A 15,387-nucleotide genomic window follows, 5' to 3' on the forward strand; every position below is an offset into this window, starting at 1 on the left:
TCATGCGACCTGAATCAACCCATATGGTAGCAGGCGTCTTGACTGCCCCTCGCTCCGTTGCGCTTCAGCAACGGCCTATTCCGGAGCCTGGGCCGGGGGAGGTACGGCTGAAAATGAAGCTGGTGGGCATCTGCGGATCCGACGTGTCACTATTTCTGGGGCATCGACCTGACTTGTCTTTTCCGCTGATTATGGGGCACGAAGGCATCGGCTACGTCGACAAAGTAGGAGAGCAAGTCAGGGAACATCAGCCTGGCGATCGGGTGGTTATCGAGCCGAACTATCCTTGCGGGCATTGCGAGTACTGCTGGCAGGGGCGCGGGAACATTTGCCCTGACAAGCGGATTGTCGGTATGCTCGAAACGGGTTGCTTTGCCGACTATACGGTGGTGCCTGCCCCATTTGCCTGGAAAATTCCCAATTCGATCAGCGACGAAAATGCGGTGGTAATTGAACCGACGGCAGTAGCGCTGCACACCCTGTTTACGTCGCCCGCCCGGCCAGGGGATACCATCGCCGTCATCGGGCTCGGAGCCATTGGGTTGCTGCTGACCCATCTGGCCCAAAAAATGGGCTATACGGTATGGGCACACGACCGCGTTCAGGAAAAGGTCGATCAGGCTGCGGCTTTCGGGGCGATTCCGGTGGCGGCTGAGACTACTGCAAACCAAATTGCCGTTATCTGGAAAAATGCGCGGGTTCACACGGTCTTCGAATGCGCCGGGGCTGCCCCGGCTTTGACCCTGGCGATAGAAGCGGCTCCGCGGGGGGCCTTTGTGGTCGTAGCTGGATTGTCCGACAAACCCAGCGCCATCACCGAGTTTGGTATAACCCGACAGGGCATCGACATCCGGACGTCGATTATTTATCAGCATCCTGCCGACTTCCGGCGAACCATCCGCCTGATTGAAAGTGGATTTTTGCAACCCGGTCTTATCATTTCGGCCCAAGATCGGTTCAACAACCTTTCGGCTGCACTTGCCACAGCCGCTGCCGGGAAACATACCAAAATTATACTAGCCGTCTAACTTCCTGAACGCTTTATACATTGAGGAGGATGGCGAATATTTTACAAATTGACTATAAGTATTATACTTCCCGGTTCAGCTTATATCATTGCTAGTCGGATAAGGATTCATAAGCGCATATAAAATAACATGCTGGCTATCCATCGAAATCGATTGCTCTACGGGGGACTGACACTGGGCGTGTTGCTGATGGGCCTGGCATCCAGGCGTTTGTTTGGTGAGATTGATTTTGTGAAAGCCTACGTTGGAGACGCATTATGGGCGCTAATGGTCTTTTTCGGGCTGGCGTTTACGTTGAACCGATTGTCGACAAAAACGATCTTGCTGCTTACCCTGCTGTTTTCGTTCAGTATCGAGTTGAGTCAGCTATACCATGTTCCCTGGATCGACAACCTGCGGGCTACACGCCTGGGAGCGCTAGTGCTTGGTTTTTCGTTCGTATGGAGTGATTTGATTTGTTACACAATCGGGGCATTGGTCGGCTTACTGATCGAGCTGTATATCATTCCGGCCCGCTATCAACGAGCCATGCGTATCAGTCCCGGTCGGCAATAGTGACGACCCGATTCGGTATGAAAGAGCCCTCCCGTACGGAAGGGCTCTTCGTCAGCTCCTGAAAAGCAGATGACTAAGGTCGTCGACGGTTCCGGCAGGCCAGCGGTGGTCAGACAGCCATATTCGGTTCAGTAAAACCCGTACTCACGGTCAGTGCTTTCCACTGGGTCAGGTCGTCCTGTAAGGCCCTGATTTTCAGCTTAGCCAGGTCATACGCATCCTGTCCCAGAAATAGGTGAAGGGGCGGGTTGGTTTCGGCAGCAATCTGAATTATAGCAGCTGCGGCTTTCACCGGATCGCCCGGCTGGTTACCTCTGATCTGGTTCTGATGCGCTTCTTCGGACTGGCGCACCAGCGCATACGCATCCAGTTGAGCCTGTGGCACCCGCAGTGAACCCGACGACAGAAACTCGGTGCGGAAGTAACCCGGCTCAACGAGTGTCACTTTGATTCCGAACGGAGCTACCTCGGCGGCCAGCGATTCGGACAACCCCTCGACGGCAAACTTGGTGGCGCAGTAAATACCCCAGCCGGGAAAAGCACCCGTAATACCAGCTATGGAAGACAGGTTGAGGATGTGTCCGGACTGCTGTTTGCGCAACTGCGGCATAACCTGCCGGATTACGTTGAGCGTGCCGAACACGTTGACCTCAAAATTAGCGCGGGCTTCGGCGTCGGTAAGTTCTTCCAGACTACCCAACTGCCCGTACCCAGCATTGTTGACGACCACATCGATTCGTCCGAACTGCTCTATAGTGGTCTGGATGGCTCTGGCCACGCTGGTCTCGGTCGTCAGGTCGACCGCCATTGGCAGGAAATCGGTTGATACCGTATCGGCGGCCCGGCGTAATTCGGCAATATCACGCGAGGTGGCAGCTACCCGATGCCCCTGCTCCAGCAACTGTCCGACCAGTTCAAGCCCGAAGCCTTTGGAGGCTCCGGTGATAAACCATACTTGTTGATTATGCATACGTTTGCTTGTTTAACGGCAGCAAAGGTAGGCTGGCGGGCAGGGGAGGGGCTTGCCAAATTCAAACGGATACTTACCAAATTCAAACATGCCGAAAGGCGGAGGGCGTCAGGCCGGTATGTTTTTTGAAAAAGTAATTGAAATGGGCCGGTTCGTCGAAGCCGAGGCTATAGCCGATCTCGGCGATGTTCCAGTCGGTATGTTTGAGCAGGGCTTTGGCTTCGCTGGCCAGGCGAATGGCGATATGGTCGGTCGTGGTTTTGCCCGTCGTGTCGCGGACGCAACGGTTAAGGTGGTTGACATGTACCGAGAGTTGTTGGGCAAAATCGCTCGCCGAGCGTAGCGTAAACCGCTGGGCGGGTGATTCGATCGGAAACTGCCGTTCGAGCAATTCGGTAAAAACGGCCGTTAGGCGCGCCCGGGCATCGGTGTGTGGATAGAGGGTGTCGGAGGGCTGTAGTTTGAGCGCATAGTGCATGAGCTCCGACACGTAGTTCCTCATCAGGTCGTATTTAAGTGGGTAGTCAGAAGCGATTTCGGCCAGCATCTTTCCGAAAAGAGCGCTCACTTCGCTTTCCTGAGCAGTATTCAGGGGGTAGGCTGACTGACCGCCCGGTCGAAACAGCGGCAGGTCTGTCAGGGCAGAAATAAACCGTCCCTGGAAGAAGGTTTCGCGGAAAATGCAGAAAAAACCGCTCGTGTCGTCTGACAGCGCTTGCCAGGTGTACGGCACCTGCGGATTGAAAAACAACAACGTCGGCTGCTGAATCTCGATGCTCTTGTCCGCATAATGGTACACATTGTGGCCGCGGATCAGCGTGATCTTGTAAAAATCCCGTCGACTGTAAGGAACGGGTCTGGCATTGGGCGCCAGGCAGTCTTCCAGCCGAAACACGTTGGCCTGCCCGATATCCGTCTGCCGGTCATCGGGCAGATCATTGAAGTTGTGCCGGTAAAATTCTTCGAGGCTTTCGGTCTTTTGCATAAAGCAAACTTACCAAATTCAAACCGGATTACCTTTCCTATTTTCCTACAGGTTGTTTGCTACTTCCCTTTTATTGAATGGAAGCCTGTGTAAGAGTACTATTTCGTCATTCCGACGACAGGAGGAATCTTTAAGCTTCACCACTCTTGGTTTGGATGCCTTAAGATTCCTCCTGTCATCGGAACGACAGAAAAAAGGTTTGTCAATCTATTCATGTGCAACAACAATGACGGGCGGTGCTACTTCCGGATCGTTGTCGGGCGAAGCTTTGTGTTGTTTAAGGGCTTTTTTAGCGGCCTTTTTCAGAGTCACGTCATACAGATCCGTCCGGCGATCTTTCATAACCTGTACCGAACCGTGCTCGTGCAGTTCTTTGAGTAGACTCAGATCGACGTCGGCAATCAGCACCATTTCGGTATTGGCAGTGGCTTCGGCTTTCACGGCATTGGTCGGAAACTGGAAGTCGGAAGGCGTAAATACCGCCGATTGGGCATAGTTGATGTCCATATTCTGCACCCGGGGCAGGTTGCCGACACAGCCTGAGATGGCTACGTAGCACTCGTTCTCGATGGCGCGGGCCTGGGCGCAATGCCGTACCCGCGAGTACCCATTCTGCGTATCGGTCAGGAACGGAACGAACAGGATTTGTATACCCTGCTGAGCCAGCAACCGACTTAGTTCCGGGAATTCGACATCGTAGCAGATCAGCATGCCGATTTTGCCGCAGTCAGTATCAAATGCCCGAATTTCGTGGCCGCCTACCATGCCGTAATGCCGCACTTCGTTGGGCGTAATGTGAATCTTGCGGTATTCTTCAAAAGAACCGTCGCGTCGGCACAAATAAGCGACGTTGTAAAGTTTACCATCTTCGACCAGCGGCATGCTGCCGCCTACAATGTTAACATTGTACGAAATGGCTAGTTCGCAAAGCTTTTCGCGTACTGGCTGGGTAAATTCGGCTAATCGGCGGATGGCTGCCGGTTCGGGCAGCTCGTTGAAATCGGCCATCAGGGGCGTGTTGAAAAACTCCGGCAACACCATGAAGTCGGCCCGGTAGTCGCTGACAGCATTCACGAAAAACTCGACCTGCTCTAGAAAAGAGTTCAGGTTCTTGAACAGCCGCATCTGCCACTGAATGACTCCCAGGCGGATAATCGAGTCGGTATGCGGCTTTTTGTCGGCTTCCTTGACGTAATAGATGTTAATCCACTCCAGCAGGGTCGCGTATTCTTTCGATTCCGAGTCGCCAGGTAAGTACCCGCGTAACACCTTCCGAACGTGGAAATCATTCGATAACTGGAAAGTCAGCGTCGGGTCGTAGATTTCCTTCTGTTTCACCTTCGTGATGTACTCGCGGGGCGTCAGCTCATCGGCGTATTTATTGTAGTTGGGAATACGGCCTCCGGCCAGAATTCCTTTCAGATTCAACTGCTCGCAAAGCTCCTTACGCGCATCGTAAAGCCGCCGGCCGAGCCGCAGATCCCGGTAGTCGGGGTGAACAAACACCTCGATGCCGTATAAGTAATCGCCTTCGTCATTATGGGTTTTGAAGGTATACCCGCCCGTAATCTCGTAATAGGTGTGATTGTCGCCGAAATCGTCGTATTTCACCCGGATGGCCAGCGCGCTGGCGACCACTTTGCCGTCGACTTCAACGCAAAACTGCCCTTCCGGAAAAATATTGAGGAGCTTGGTGATCGAGCTTTTAGGCCAGTAATCTCCGCCGATACCGCTGTAAACCTCAATCATGGTCTCTTTCAGATCATGATAGTCGGATTTTTGTAATGGTCTTGTTTGAATATGCATACTAAAAAGTCAATCGTCGACAGTCGTTTGTGAGGGAGAAACTAGCCGATCGTGTTCCTTCGGGCAGCCGTTGGCGAGTTTCGTCTGCTGGCCAATAGTTGCCATTACAATCGCTTTTCCAACTCGGTCAGGTGTTCATCCGTCAGGTCCAGGTGGGTAACGAACCGAACCAGGTGTTTGCCAAAGGGAACGCTGCGAATTCCTTTAGCCTCCAACTGATGAACATAATCGGTAGCCAGGATGGTTTCGGGTAGACGGAAAATCACAATATTCGTGTCGATGGGCAGAATTTCTTCCACTTCAGCTAACTGAGCCAGCATGGCTCCGATTTTACGGGCGCGGGCGTGGTCCTGTTTCAACCGGTCGATGTGGTGGTCGAGGGCGTAAATCCCGGCAGCGGCCAGAAATCCGGCCTGTCGCCAGCCACCCCCCATCAGCTTGCGGAAGCGCCGGGCCTGCCGGATGAAATCTGCTTTGCCGAGCAGCAATGACCCTACCGGGCAGCCCAGTCCTTTGGACAGGCAGATGCTGATCGAATCGAATAATTTTCCGTAGGCTTCCGTAGGGTCGCCTGTTTCGACCAGGGCGTTGAACAAACGGGCACCGTCCAGGTGAAGCAGTAACCCCTGGTCGCTGCAAAGCTGCCGGATGGCCGATATTTCGGGGATCGTGTAATAACAGCCTCCGCCTTTGTTGACCGTATTTTCGAGGACGACCAGCCGGGAGATAGGTTTGTGTGGATCGGCGGGGTTATAAATATGATCCCGTATCAGATTGGGCGTCAGCTTGCCCCGCTCGCCGTATGCCAGACTGACCGAAGCGAGCGAATTGACCGAAATGCCCCCGCCTTCGTACTGATACACGTGCGATAACGAATCGCAGATAACGTCGTCGCCAGGGCGGGTGTGGGTCCGGATCGCCAGTTGATTGGTCATCGTGCCGGATGCACAAAATAGGGCGGCCTCCATACCAAACAAGGCGGCCGCTTTGGTTTCGAGAGCATTGACGGTCGGATCGTCGCCTAACACATCGTCGCCGAGGGGAGCCGAAAACATAGCCTCGCGCATGGCGGGCGTGGGTTGCGTGACGGTGTCACTGCGCAAATCAATAAGCATAAGCCGGTCGGAGGAGTCCGCTGTTTTTATAGAAAATCCACAGGTTGTATCGACTGCAATTTAGCCACAGATGGCCTTGCTAAACGCAGCCGCGTGTATTTTTTGACGGAGCCGATAGTCAGTGTCCCTGGCGTGGTAGTAACGAATTTTTAGAAATCGGGCTGAAGCGAAGGAAGGTGATTTTAGTATCACTGAGGGTTCATCGATAAATTTCAAGTTGCCTGAGAATGCAATAAATCGTTATAAGTCAGCAGCATTTAACCAGATCGCTTTCCTGGTAAAATGACTGAACCGGCAGGGGAAGGCTCTTGTATTTATACGGCTTGCCTGTATTTTTGAGAAACCTTTTCGCCCACTCGCGTCTTAAGTAGGAAATCGATACGAAGGCTCATCTTAATCGACAACCATTCACATGATGAATAAAACTCCCTGGATCATCCTGCTCATTCTCTGGATGATCGGATCGACCTGGTGGCATGTCTGTAACATTAAAAATCTGTGTCCCAATGACAGCGCACCGATAGGCACCGATTCGGCGGTGTATACAACCCCACCGGGTGCAGATGTATACACCATCGCCGATGGGAATCGCTTCCGGCTCGAACTACCCGGTCACTTTAGTTTTGCTACCTCAGGCGCGAATGCCAACATGAACACCCTTGGTGGTTCGCTGGAATCACTGGTGAAGTATCTGAAGGATAACCCTGGTCGTACGCTTGAACTCGTCGGATACTATTCGCCCGCTGAAGTGAATAAAACCTCTTTTGCGAATCTGGGTCTGGCCCGCGCCGAGGGCCTCAAGCAATATCTGGTGCAACAGGGAGTACCGGCTACGTCTATCACGACCAAGGGCGTTGAGCGTAACCTGCCGTTTACTACGAAAGGCGATTCGCTATACGGTGGCATCGACTTCGCCTTCACTGGACTGGATGCTTCAAAGCCGGATGCGACTAAACTGGCAGTGATCAACGAGCCTACTTCGGAAAAAGAACTAGCTGAAGCGGAAAAATATACTTCTGTTTTTGAGCCGATCGACCTTTATTTTGCGCTCGGAGAAGCCAGCTACATCAAAACCACTGAAACGAAGAAGTTTTTCGACGAAGCGGTTAAATTTCTGGCGGCAAACAAAGGAAAAAAACTACTGTTAACGGGTCATACGGATAATACCGGTCCTGAAGACGTCAACCTGCGCTTATCCCGCGACCGGGCAAACGATGTAAAGCAGAAGCTGGTCAAATCGGGGATTAATTCGGATCAGATCGAGGTTCGTGCCAAGGGCGAAACCGAGCCGAAGGCCGACAATAAAACCCTTTCGGGGCGAAAAGCCAACCGGCGCGTAACTGTGGTCGTAGAATAAATAAACGGTATTAATTCGTTAGAGTCATGTTTGAACTGAATCCCCTAAACCTGCCCGATGCCCCAATGCAACAAACCATTATGCTGGTTGTGTCGGCTGTGCTGGGCTTTATTATTGGTTACGTGTCCCGCCGGCGCGTCGTCCGTGAACTCGAAACGGAACTGGCCGGTACAGAACGGGCGGTGGATGATTGCCACCGCGCCCGTCTTATACCGGATGCCGACAACGAAGAAGCCATTATTCTGAACCGGATTCGCAACCGTTCGGGCGAAGTTGACTTCGCCCGTATCGGGCTGGCAACGTTTGCCGAAGCCGATGACTTGAAGGAAATCGTTGGTATCGGACCGTTTCTGGAGCGAAAGCTACATGCCATTGGGATCTATACATTCCGCCAGATCGCCAATTTCAACGCCGAAGACATTGACAAGGTCAATGATATTATCGAGTTTTTCCCCGGCCGTATCGAACGGGATCGGTGGGTAAGTCAGGCTGCTGAACTGGCCCGGAAGAAATAATACTTTGCCCGGTAAGTCGTCGGGTGACGATACGGGGCTATTCTCTCTTTAAAACGATATTCCATCATGTTTGGATTAGATCCTTTTAGCCGTCCGGTGGCTATTACCGAGATCCTGCTTCTACTGGCGCTGGCTGCCTTCATTGGCTGGTTGCTGGGCCGGTTGGTACTAGCCGGACGTATCAGCTCGCTTCGTTCGGCGCTGGCAGACAAAAAAAATGAACTCGACGAGTGCCGAAGCGCTAAAGCGCCGCTCCGTTCCAGAGTGGATGTTATACCAACGGCCAGCGCTACGGCAGCGGCCAATGAGGATCGGGCCGTCGAACCCCCTCAGTTTTTTGTGCCCGCCGATCCGCTCCTGCCTGCCTACACCCACGACGATACACCTGCGCCCGTGGTCGAACTGCCTCCGATCGATCAAACCCTGCCGCCGATCAGTTCAACCCTTGAGTTTCCACCCATTGAGGAAACCATGCTGGCAAGTACATCGACCACCGAAGATCGCGAAACCGTTATCCTGAATCGGATTGCGGCCCGGGCTTCTGAACTTAACTTCGACCGGATTGGCCGGGCCGTCGCTACGGAAGCCGATGATTTAAAAGACATTGTGGGCGTAGGGCCATTTCTGGAGCGAAAACTACATACACTGGGTATTTATACCTTCCGGCAGGTCGCCAATTTTTCCTCAGAAGATATCGAAAAGGTGAACGAGATTATCGAGTTTTTTCCTGGCCGCATCGAGCGCGACAACTGGGTTGGCCAGGCTCGGACGTTTTATGAGCGTAAATATGGTAACCGGAGCAAGTAAAGCGGGTTCGTTTCCGTATGCTCTGTACGAAAAGCGGGACTGGCACTAGCCAGTCCCGCTTTTTTATTGCCGCTTTCGGCTGGGGGTGCTGCTTAAAACCCCTGTTCCGCCAGACTGATAAAAGTCGCACATAGTCTTTAATACACATTCGCCACATTTGGGCGAGTACCAACTGCAAACGCGCTGACCGTGCCAGTAAAAATGCTTGTGGAAGTTAAACAGCAACACAGCCTCGCTGGGTAAACAGGCCAGCAACAAAGCGTGGGCCTTTTCGGCGCTGACTTTTGGCCCGATCAACCCGACTCGCTGCGTAACCCGGTGAACATGCGTATCCACGGGTAAGACAGGTTTACGGAAATTAAAAAGCAAAAGTAGTGTAGCCGTTTTCAGGCCGATGCCGGGCAGCGCTGTCAGCCATCGCATGGCTTCTTCGGTAGATAGATCCGCCAGAAAATCGATGTTGGCAGCACCCGTTTCCTGAAATAGATGCGTCAGCAGATTCTGGATATAAGGTGCTTTCACTTCGGGGTAGTTCGCCGTTTGAATCGCATCGATCAGGTCGGGTAGCGGAGCGTCGCGCACCTGTTCCCAGGTCGGATATCGCTCTCGCATCGTACGGTAGGCAGTGACCTCGTTGGCATGGGTTGTGCGGTGCGATAAGATCGTGCCGATCAGTTCGTGCATCGGGTCTGCCCGCCCGTAAATCTCCTGAACACCGTAAAGGTCATTCAGCCGTTCGTGTGCGTCGAGGGTTCTGGTCGTTGAGCAGGGAATTGTTGGCATACAAAAACTAGCGAAGCTGATCGGACAGCTACGAAGTTTTTGTTGAACTGGTGTCGAAGAATAAAGTTTCCGGTGAGACCGGCATCGAGGGTTTCAGGAATCCTCCCTGGCTGAATGACCTGGTTCTTTAAAGCGCCATTTGTTTCAATGGAGCGTAGTATTTCAACGCGATGCAGTCGGTTGGAATCGGGTGCTCATTCCAGTGATGGTGGATGGCTAAAGCAGCTCCCAGCGCCGTAGCCTGCGCCACAGAAGCAGCAAAAACTTCCAGTTCGGGGAAGGCAGCGGCCAGCAGATTCATGTATATCGGATTTTTGCTGAAGCCCCCATCGACAAAAATCCGGGTGACCGCTGTACGATTTGTCGTTGAACCGGCCAGAACCAGGTTGGTCGAAACCAGTTGTTGAGCGATAATGTCCAGAATCAACTGGTGATAGGCTTCTTCGTAAGTGCCGAAATCGGCCAGATTACGGTGTCTGAACAGCGATTCCTGCAAAGGCGGGGCTTTGACTCCCTCAAAATTACCCCCGCTCCGGTGGTTTCGGAGTTGCTGAATCAGCTCAGGATCGAAGGCAACGGTTTGGTAGTAGCTTAGCTCGGTCTGGAAATGCTCCGCCAGCCGCTTGACCTGCTGTTCGTGTTCATAACCCGCAAACAACCGCGATGCCTTTACAGGTTGCCCTTTATAATGAAGAAAGCAAAGGCAGTCGTACTGCAATTCCTCGACCGTCAATGGGCTGCTGTTGAACGGATTTAGACTAATGCACCAGGTTCCGGTTGAAATAAGTACAAACGGCTCTTTGAACGATGTCAGGTACGGAATCAGCGCTGCCGAGCTGTCATGTAAACCCACCCCCACTTTCAGGGGATGATCCTGCCAGGTTGTTTCAAGTACGCTATCGGAAGTCGATAACGGCCCTAACTTCTGATCCAGCCCTTCCGATACGACCCAGTCATGGTATTGATGCTGAGCGAAATTCCACAGCATCGTGTGACACCCGATGCTGGTGACGTCAGACACGACCTGCCCCGTTATCAGAAAGCTCACGTACTGCGGCAGGTGCAGCGCATACCGAATATGCTGGAACAACTGCGGTTTGTCGTGCTTCACCCGGTACAGCATCAGCCCCGAATTCAGGCTGTCCAGAGCTGGCGAGGCCGTTTCGAGGGCCAGGGTAGCCTCGGTGCCGTATTGCTCGTAAAATTGAGTGCGGATGCTTGTCGGAAAAGGTTTGAGGTAACTATACAGAAAACCGACGGGTCGACTGGCTTGATCGATGTAGACGAGGCTAGCTCCATAGGTCGAAAAATTAAGGGCCCGGACCGAAAATTCAGGAAGTGTCAGCACCTGAGCCAGCGAGGTAAGAATCCACTGGCTCAGCTTCGACAGATCCTCACAGGGATAGCCGTCGTCATCAACGCCTTCGTCAAACTGCTCTGTTTTTTGCCAGACAATGTCGTAGCGCTCATTGAAAAGAAAGAGCTTTTTATTTGTTTTACCGATATCGAAGATGGCGATGACAGGCGTCATAAAGTATGAATGAATAATGGACAATGAATAATGGACAATGAATAATTGATAATTGAAAACCGTACAGATTCACCGTTATCAATTATTTATTATCCATTATTCATTTGATCTCAAAGTCCCGTTGCAATGGTTTTGGTACCCCGCTCGTCGACGAGTTGCTGCCGGACGTTCAGTTGGCGATACAGCGCCAGGGGCTGCAAGGCACCACCCGCCCGCCGACGAGCTTCGGCCACCAGCGGCCGAACGTCGGTCCGGAAAGCTTCCTGAAGAATTTCCTGGGCCAGCGCTACGTCGTTGGCTTCGCGGGCTGCTTCCAGCGCCTGCCGGTCGATCAGCAGTGCCTGGGCGTAGGCCAGCAGGATGGCTTCGACCGATTGCAGTAGATCTTCCAGAGGATCCTTGACGTTATGACTGGCGTCAATCATCCAGCCCAGGCTAGTGGCGTGATTCATGCCCCGCGCATCCATACCGTCGACCAGCTCGTTGAAGATAAGAAACAATTGATAGGGTTTGATGCTACCCGCCGTCAGGTCATCGTCGCCGTACTTGGAGTCGTTGAAGTGAAAGCCACCGAGTTTGCCTTCATTCAGCAGGATCGCTACAATCTGCTCGATATTGGCGTTGGGCAGGTGGTGACCCAGATCGACCAGCGTATAGGCTTTAGGACCCAGTTTGCTGGCATACAGAAAACTACTACCCCAATCGCCAACGGTCATCGAATAAAAGTTTGGTTCGAAGGCTTTATACTCGACAAACAGCTTCCAGTCGCTGGGTAGGGCGGCATAAATTTCACCCAGGCTTTCGAGGGTACGGCCGAAGGCTTTCCGGAAATTCAATTGACCGGGAAAACACGAACCGTCCGAGAGCCAGACCGTGAGGGCTTTCGAGCCGAGGGCTTCGCCATGCCGAATGACCTCGATATTATGATCGATCGCCTGTTGACGCACGGCCGCATCGACGTGCTGCAGCGACCCGAACTTATAGCTCAGCGACTGATCGGGCTGGTCCTGGAACGTGTTGGAGTTGACCGCATCGAAGGCCAGCCCGTAGCTGTTGGCGAGCGATTTGACTGCTTCGGCATCGGTTGGAATGTCCCATGGAATATGCAGGGAAATAGCACCACTGGAGCGGTTCAGGGCATGAAGCAGTCCGACGTCGGCCATTTTCTCTTCGAGGCTTCGGGGCTCTCCACCACCAGGGAATCGTCCGAAACGGGTGCCACCGGTTCCGAGCGCCCAGCTCGGAATCGCAATCTGAAAATCAATTAACTTCTGAATGATCGGTTCGGCCGTGGCGACCTCCTGCGTCCAGAAAGAAAGTTTACGCTGGTGCGCTTCCAGATGACGCTGGTTAAAATCGGCTATGGAATTAGGATCGAGTTGCATAGGTAAGGGGTTTTAAATGGATAATGAACAATGAATAATTGATAATAGAGTCTGTTAAGTCACTATCAATTATTCATTGTTCATTATCCATTCTTCGGTTTATCGGACAAAGGCCATGGCCACACCGCCGTCAACGTTCAGCACGTTGCCGGTCGATTTGTTGAGCAGGCCACCCACGAAAGCGAAACAGGCATTAGCGATATCGTCGGGAAGAATGATTTCGTTCAACAAGGTCCGCTTGGCATAATAAGCAGGCAGTTCCTCGACCGTGATGCCATACGCTTTGGCCCGTCCTTCGGCCCAGCCTCCCGCCCAGATGTTCGAGTCAGAAATGACAGCGTCGGGGTTAACTGTATTCACCCGAATATGATCCGGTCCTAATTCGGCCGCATTCAACCGACTCAGATGAAGCTGAGCCGCTTTGGCTGAACCATACCCCGCATTGTTGGGGCCAGCTACCAGGGCGTTTTTCGATACGATGTTGATCACGTCGCCCCCTAACTCCTGCTTCCGCATGACATCTACACCAGCCTTCGTCACCATGAATTGCCCTTTTACCAGGATGTCGTATAGCCGGTCCCATTCTTCGATGGAATGTTCGGCAATGGGTTTAGAAATGCTGATGCCGGCGTTGTTCACGATGATATCGACCCCCCCGAAGGCCAGGCAGGCTGCTTTGTAGGCTTCCTCAATGCTGGCCCAGTTCGTAACGTTCAGCATTGTAGTGGCCGCCGTATCTTTCCCGAACGCGCCGACAAATTCTTCTTTCGCACCATCCAGCCGTTCCTGATTGATGTCGTTCAACACGACACAGGCCCCTTCCTGGGCAAATTTTTTGGCTATCGCCTTACCGATACCGCCTGCACTCCCCGTAATAAGAGCCACTTTGCCCGTCAGCGGTTTTGGCTTGGGCATCCGCTGCAGTTTGGCTTCTTCGAGTAGCCAGTATTCGATATTGAACGCTTCCTGGCGGGGCAGGGAGGTGTATTCCGAAATGGCTTCGGACCCCTTCATTACATTGATCGCGTTGATGTAGAACTCGGCAGCTACCCGCGCGGTCTGCTTGTCTTTAGCGAAGGTGAACATCCCAACGCCTGGATACAGAATAACGACCGGATTGGCATCACGAATGGCCGGACTGTTGGGGTGCTTGCAGGATTCATAATACGCCGTATACATGTCGCGGTACGCAGCGAAAGCAGGCTTCAGCTTTTCTTTCAGCGCAGCAACGTCGGTCAGGTCTTCATCGGGTTTCAGCTCGAGCACCAGTGGACTGATCTTGGTCCGTAAGAAGTGATCGGGGCAGGAAGTGCCCATAGGAGCCAGCCGGTCCAGATCATTGGAATTGATGTATTCGAGTACGCGCGCATCGTCGGTAAAATGGCCGATCATGCGGGTTTGGCCGGAAGCCAGTCCCCGTAGCACCGGAGCCAGCACAGCGGCCTGCGCCAGCCGGTCGGCCTGCGGGAGGCTTTCCCGTTTTGCTCCACCGAAAATAGGGCCTTTCTTGCCGTAGTTTTCTTCCAGGTATTCGGCACACCGCTCGATGACTTCCAGCGTATTTACATAGCTTTCGTAGGCCGTGTCGCCCCAGGTAAACAGGCCATGCGAGCCGAGCATGATACCCCGGATACCCGGATTTTCTTTAACGCACTGCTCTAGTTGAAGACCTAGGTCGAAGCCGGGTTTTTGCCAGCCTACCCAGCCAATCTGGCCGTTGAACAACTCTTCGGTGATGCGCTTACCGTCTTTGGCAGCCGCAATGGCAATGGCCGCGTCGGGGTGCAGGTGATCGATATGTTTAAAAGGCAGGAAGCCGTGCAGGGGCGTATCAATAGAGGGAGCCTTGGAGGCCAAATCAAAAATGGAGTGGTTGAACAGCTCCACCATTTCGTCTTCGAAGGCGAGCCCCCGATAGCGCTTTTTCAACGCCCGTAACCGATCCAGATACAGGGCTGCCAGCCCACTGCGCTTTAGCGTACCGATGTCACCCCCGGACCCTTTCACCCACATCACTTCGGTCAGTTCACCCGTTAGTGGGTCTTCGGCCATAACCTTACAGGATGTGTTTCCCCCGCCGTAGTTGGTCAGGCGCAAATCAGCCCCTAACAGATTGGAACGGTAGATCAGCAGACCTACTTCATCGCCTTCCAGCTGGGCCGCTTTGGCATCATCCCATAGGTAACTAACGTGCCGAAATGAATCTGCTTTGGGTGTGTTGGTTGTGCTAAGCATATACTTTAATCGGGTTGATATCTTGGTTAAATACTATTCTTTTTTTGTTTCGTAACAAAAATAAAGAGGCACTTTCAATCTACTTTCCTCTACTTACCCTTTTACCAGAACTATTCCGTGCTTTCCGGCTGCGATCCCATTAAGTAGCTTGTTTACCAGCCCTTATGTAGGTACTAAATTATTCGCCACCTATAAAAAGCCTGTAGGAAACAGCGTAGCAAGTACGGACGCATTACCGAGTTTTGCAACTTAAATCATAGTTAAAGAAATAGGGCATTAGCATAAAAAAAGCCACAGGCGCTTAGGCTCGTGGCT

13 protein-coding genes are annotated in these 15,387 nt (G+C 52.8%); 5 read left to right on the forward strand and 8 right to left on the reverse strand.

Annotated elements, in window-relative coordinates; all coding sequences use genetic code 11:
* Window positions 1-2 precede the first annotated feature (2 nt).
* Window positions 3-1,028, forward strand: a complete 1,026-nt coding sequence (locus tag ACYVC2_RS04955; RefSeq protein WP_461101188.1) for a zinc-dependent alcohol dehydrogenase — start codon at window positions 3-5, stop codon at window positions 1,026-1,028.
* A 129-nt stretch (window positions 1,029-1,157) separates the two neighbouring features.
* Window positions 1,158-1,583 carry a ribosomal maturation YjgA family protein gene (locus ACYVC2_RS04960; RefSeq protein WP_461101189.1) on the forward strand — a complete coding sequence of 142 codons (426 nt, stop codon included), beginning with the start codon at window positions 1,158-1,160 and terminating at the stop codon, window positions 1,581-1,583.
* Window positions 1,584-1,692: 109 nt separating this feature from the next.
* On the opposite strand, the gene ACYVC2_RS04965 is transcribed toward ACYVC2_RS04960, so the two are convergent.
* The 4 genes from ACYVC2_RS04965 to ACYVC2_RS04980 form a co-directional block, all read right to left on the reverse strand.
* Complete coding sequence (locus ACYVC2_RS04965; protein ID WP_461101190.1) at window positions 1,693-2,553, reverse strand: oxidoreductase; 861 nt, start codon at window positions 2,551-2,553, stop codon at window positions 1,693-1,695.
* 82 nt (window positions 2,554-2,635) lie between these two features.
* Window positions 2,636-3,538 carry a helix-turn-helix domain-containing protein gene (locus tag ACYVC2_RS04970; protein WP_461101191.1) on the reverse strand — a complete coding sequence of 301 codons (903 nt, stop codon included), beginning with the start codon at window positions 3,536-3,538 and terminating at the stop codon, window positions 2,636-2,638.
* A 207-nt stretch (window positions 3,539-3,745) separates the two neighbouring features.
* The gene (locus tag ACYVC2_RS04975; RefSeq protein ID WP_461101192.1) at window positions 3,746-5,344 is read right to left on the reverse strand and encodes a GNAT family N-acetyltransferase; all 1,599 of its coding nucleotides are present in this window, start codon (window positions 5,342-5,344) and stop codon (window positions 3,746-3,748) included.
* 104 nt (window positions 5,345-5,448) lie between these two features.
* Complete coding sequence (locus tag ACYVC2_RS04980) at window positions 5,449-6,459, reverse strand: threonine aldolase family protein (RefSeq protein ID WP_461101193.1); 1,011 nt, start codon at window positions 6,457-6,459, stop codon at window positions 5,449-5,451.
* A gap of 412 nt (window positions 6,460-6,871) precedes the next feature.
* Between ACYVC2_RS04980 and ACYVC2_RS04985 the strand changes: the two genes are divergently transcribed.
* The 3 genes from ACYVC2_RS04985 (at window position 6,872) to ACYVC2_RS04995 (ending at window position 9,138) form a co-directional block, all read left to right on the forward strand.
* Window positions 6,872-7,816, forward strand: coding sequence for an OmpA family protein (locus tag ACYVC2_RS04985; RefSeq protein ID WP_461101194.1), 945 nt, complete (start codon window positions 6,872-6,874; stop codon window positions 7,814-7,816).
* A gap of 26 nt (window positions 7,817-7,842) precedes the next feature.
* Entirely contained in the window at window positions 7,843-8,331 is a 489-nt protein-coding gene (locus tag ACYVC2_RS04990) for a hypothetical protein (RefSeq protein WP_461101195.1), read from the forward strand.
* 66 nt (window positions 8,332-8,397) lie between these two features.
* Window positions 8,398-9,138, forward strand: coding sequence for a hypothetical protein (locus ACYVC2_RS04995; RefSeq protein WP_461101196.1), 741 nt, complete (start codon window positions 8,398-8,400; stop codon window positions 9,136-9,138).
* 63 nt (window positions 9,139-9,201) lie between these two features.
* Here the strand turns inward: ACYVC2_RS04995 and ACYVC2_RS05000 are convergent, their stop codons facing one another.
* The 4 genes from ACYVC2_RS05000 to ACYVC2_RS05015 form a co-directional block, all read right to left on the reverse strand.
* Window positions 9,202-9,921 carry an endonuclease III domain-containing protein gene (locus ACYVC2_RS05000; RefSeq protein WP_461101197.1) on the reverse strand — a complete coding sequence of 240 codons (720 nt, stop codon included), beginning with the start codon at window positions 9,919-9,921 and terminating at the stop codon, window positions 9,202-9,204.
* Window positions 9,922-10,048: 127 nt separating this feature from the next.
* A complete protein-coding gene (locus tag ACYVC2_RS05005) occupies window positions 10,049-11,452 on the reverse strand; it encodes an FGGY-family carbohydrate kinase (RefSeq protein ID WP_461101198.1) in 1,404 nt (467 codons plus the stop codon).
* 110 nt (window positions 11,453-11,562) lie between these two features.
* A complete protein-coding gene (locus ACYVC2_RS05010) occupies window positions 11,563-12,837 on the reverse strand; it encodes a sugar isomerase (RefSeq protein ID WP_461101199.1) in 1,275 nt (424 codons plus the stop codon).
* Between the two features lie 99 nt (window positions 12,838-12,936).
* Window positions 12,937-15,072 carry a bifunctional aldolase/short-chain dehydrogenase gene (locus ACYVC2_RS05015; RefSeq protein ID WP_461101200.1) on the reverse strand — a complete coding sequence of 712 codons (2,136 nt, stop codon included), beginning with the start codon at window positions 15,070-15,072 and terminating at the stop codon, window positions 12,937-12,939.
* Window positions 15,073-15,387 lie beyond the last annotated feature (315 nt).

The sequence above is a fragment of the Spirosoma koreense genome (assembly GCF_054777875.1).

Bases quoted from the DNA above. Each gene is read 5' to 3' on its own strand.
- ACYVC2_RS05005 (WP_461101198.1), bottom strand. From the start codon at position 11,452: ATGACGCCTGTCATCGCCATCTTCGATATCGGTAAAACAAATAAAAAG.
- ACYVC2_RS04970 (WP_461101191.1), bottom strand. From the start codon at position 3,538: ATGCAAAAGACCGAAAGCCTCGAAGAATTTTACCGGCACAACTTCAAT.
- ACYVC2_RS04985 (WP_461101194.1), top strand. From the start codon at position 6,872: ATGATGAATAAAACTCCCTGGATCATCCTGCTCATTCTCTGGATGATC.
- ACYVC2_RS04990 (WP_461101195.1), top strand. From the start codon at position 7,843: ATGTTTGAACTGAATCCCCTAAACCTGCCCGATGCCCCAATGCAACAA.
- ACYVC2_RS05000 (WP_461101197.1), bottom strand. From the start codon at position 9,921: ATGCCAACAATTCCCTGCTCAACGACCAGAACCCTCGACGCACACGAA.
- ACYVC2_RS04995 (WP_461101196.1), top strand. From the start codon at position 8,398: ATGTTTGGATTAGATCCTTTTAGCCGTCCGGTGGCTATTACCGAGATC.
- ACYVC2_RS05010 (WP_461101199.1), bottom strand. From the start codon at position 12,837: ATGCAACTCGATCCTAATTCCATAGCCGATTTTAACCAGCGTCATCTG.
- ACYVC2_RS04980 (WP_461101193.1), bottom strand. From the start codon at position 6,459: ATGCTTATTGATTTGCGCAGTGACACCGTCACGCAACCCACGCCCGCC.
- ACYVC2_RS04965 (WP_461101190.1), bottom strand. From the start codon at position 2,553: ATGCATAATCAACAAGTATGGTTTATCACCGGAGCCTCCAAAGGCTTC.
- ACYVC2_RS04975 (WP_461101192.1), bottom strand. From the start codon at position 5,344: ATGCATATTCAAACAAGACCATTACAAAAATCCGACTATCATGATCTG.
- ACYVC2_RS04955 (WP_461101188.1), top strand. From the start codon at position 3: ATGCGACCTGAATCAACCCATATGGTAGCAGGCGTCTTGACTGCCCCT.
- ACYVC2_RS05015 (WP_461101200.1), bottom strand. From the start codon at position 15,072: ATGCTTAGCACAACCAACACACCCAAAGCAGATTCATTTCGGCACGTT.
- ACYVC2_RS04960 (WP_461101189.1), top strand. From the start codon at position 1,158: ATGCTGGCTATCCATCGAAATCGATTGCTCTACGGGGGACTGACACTG.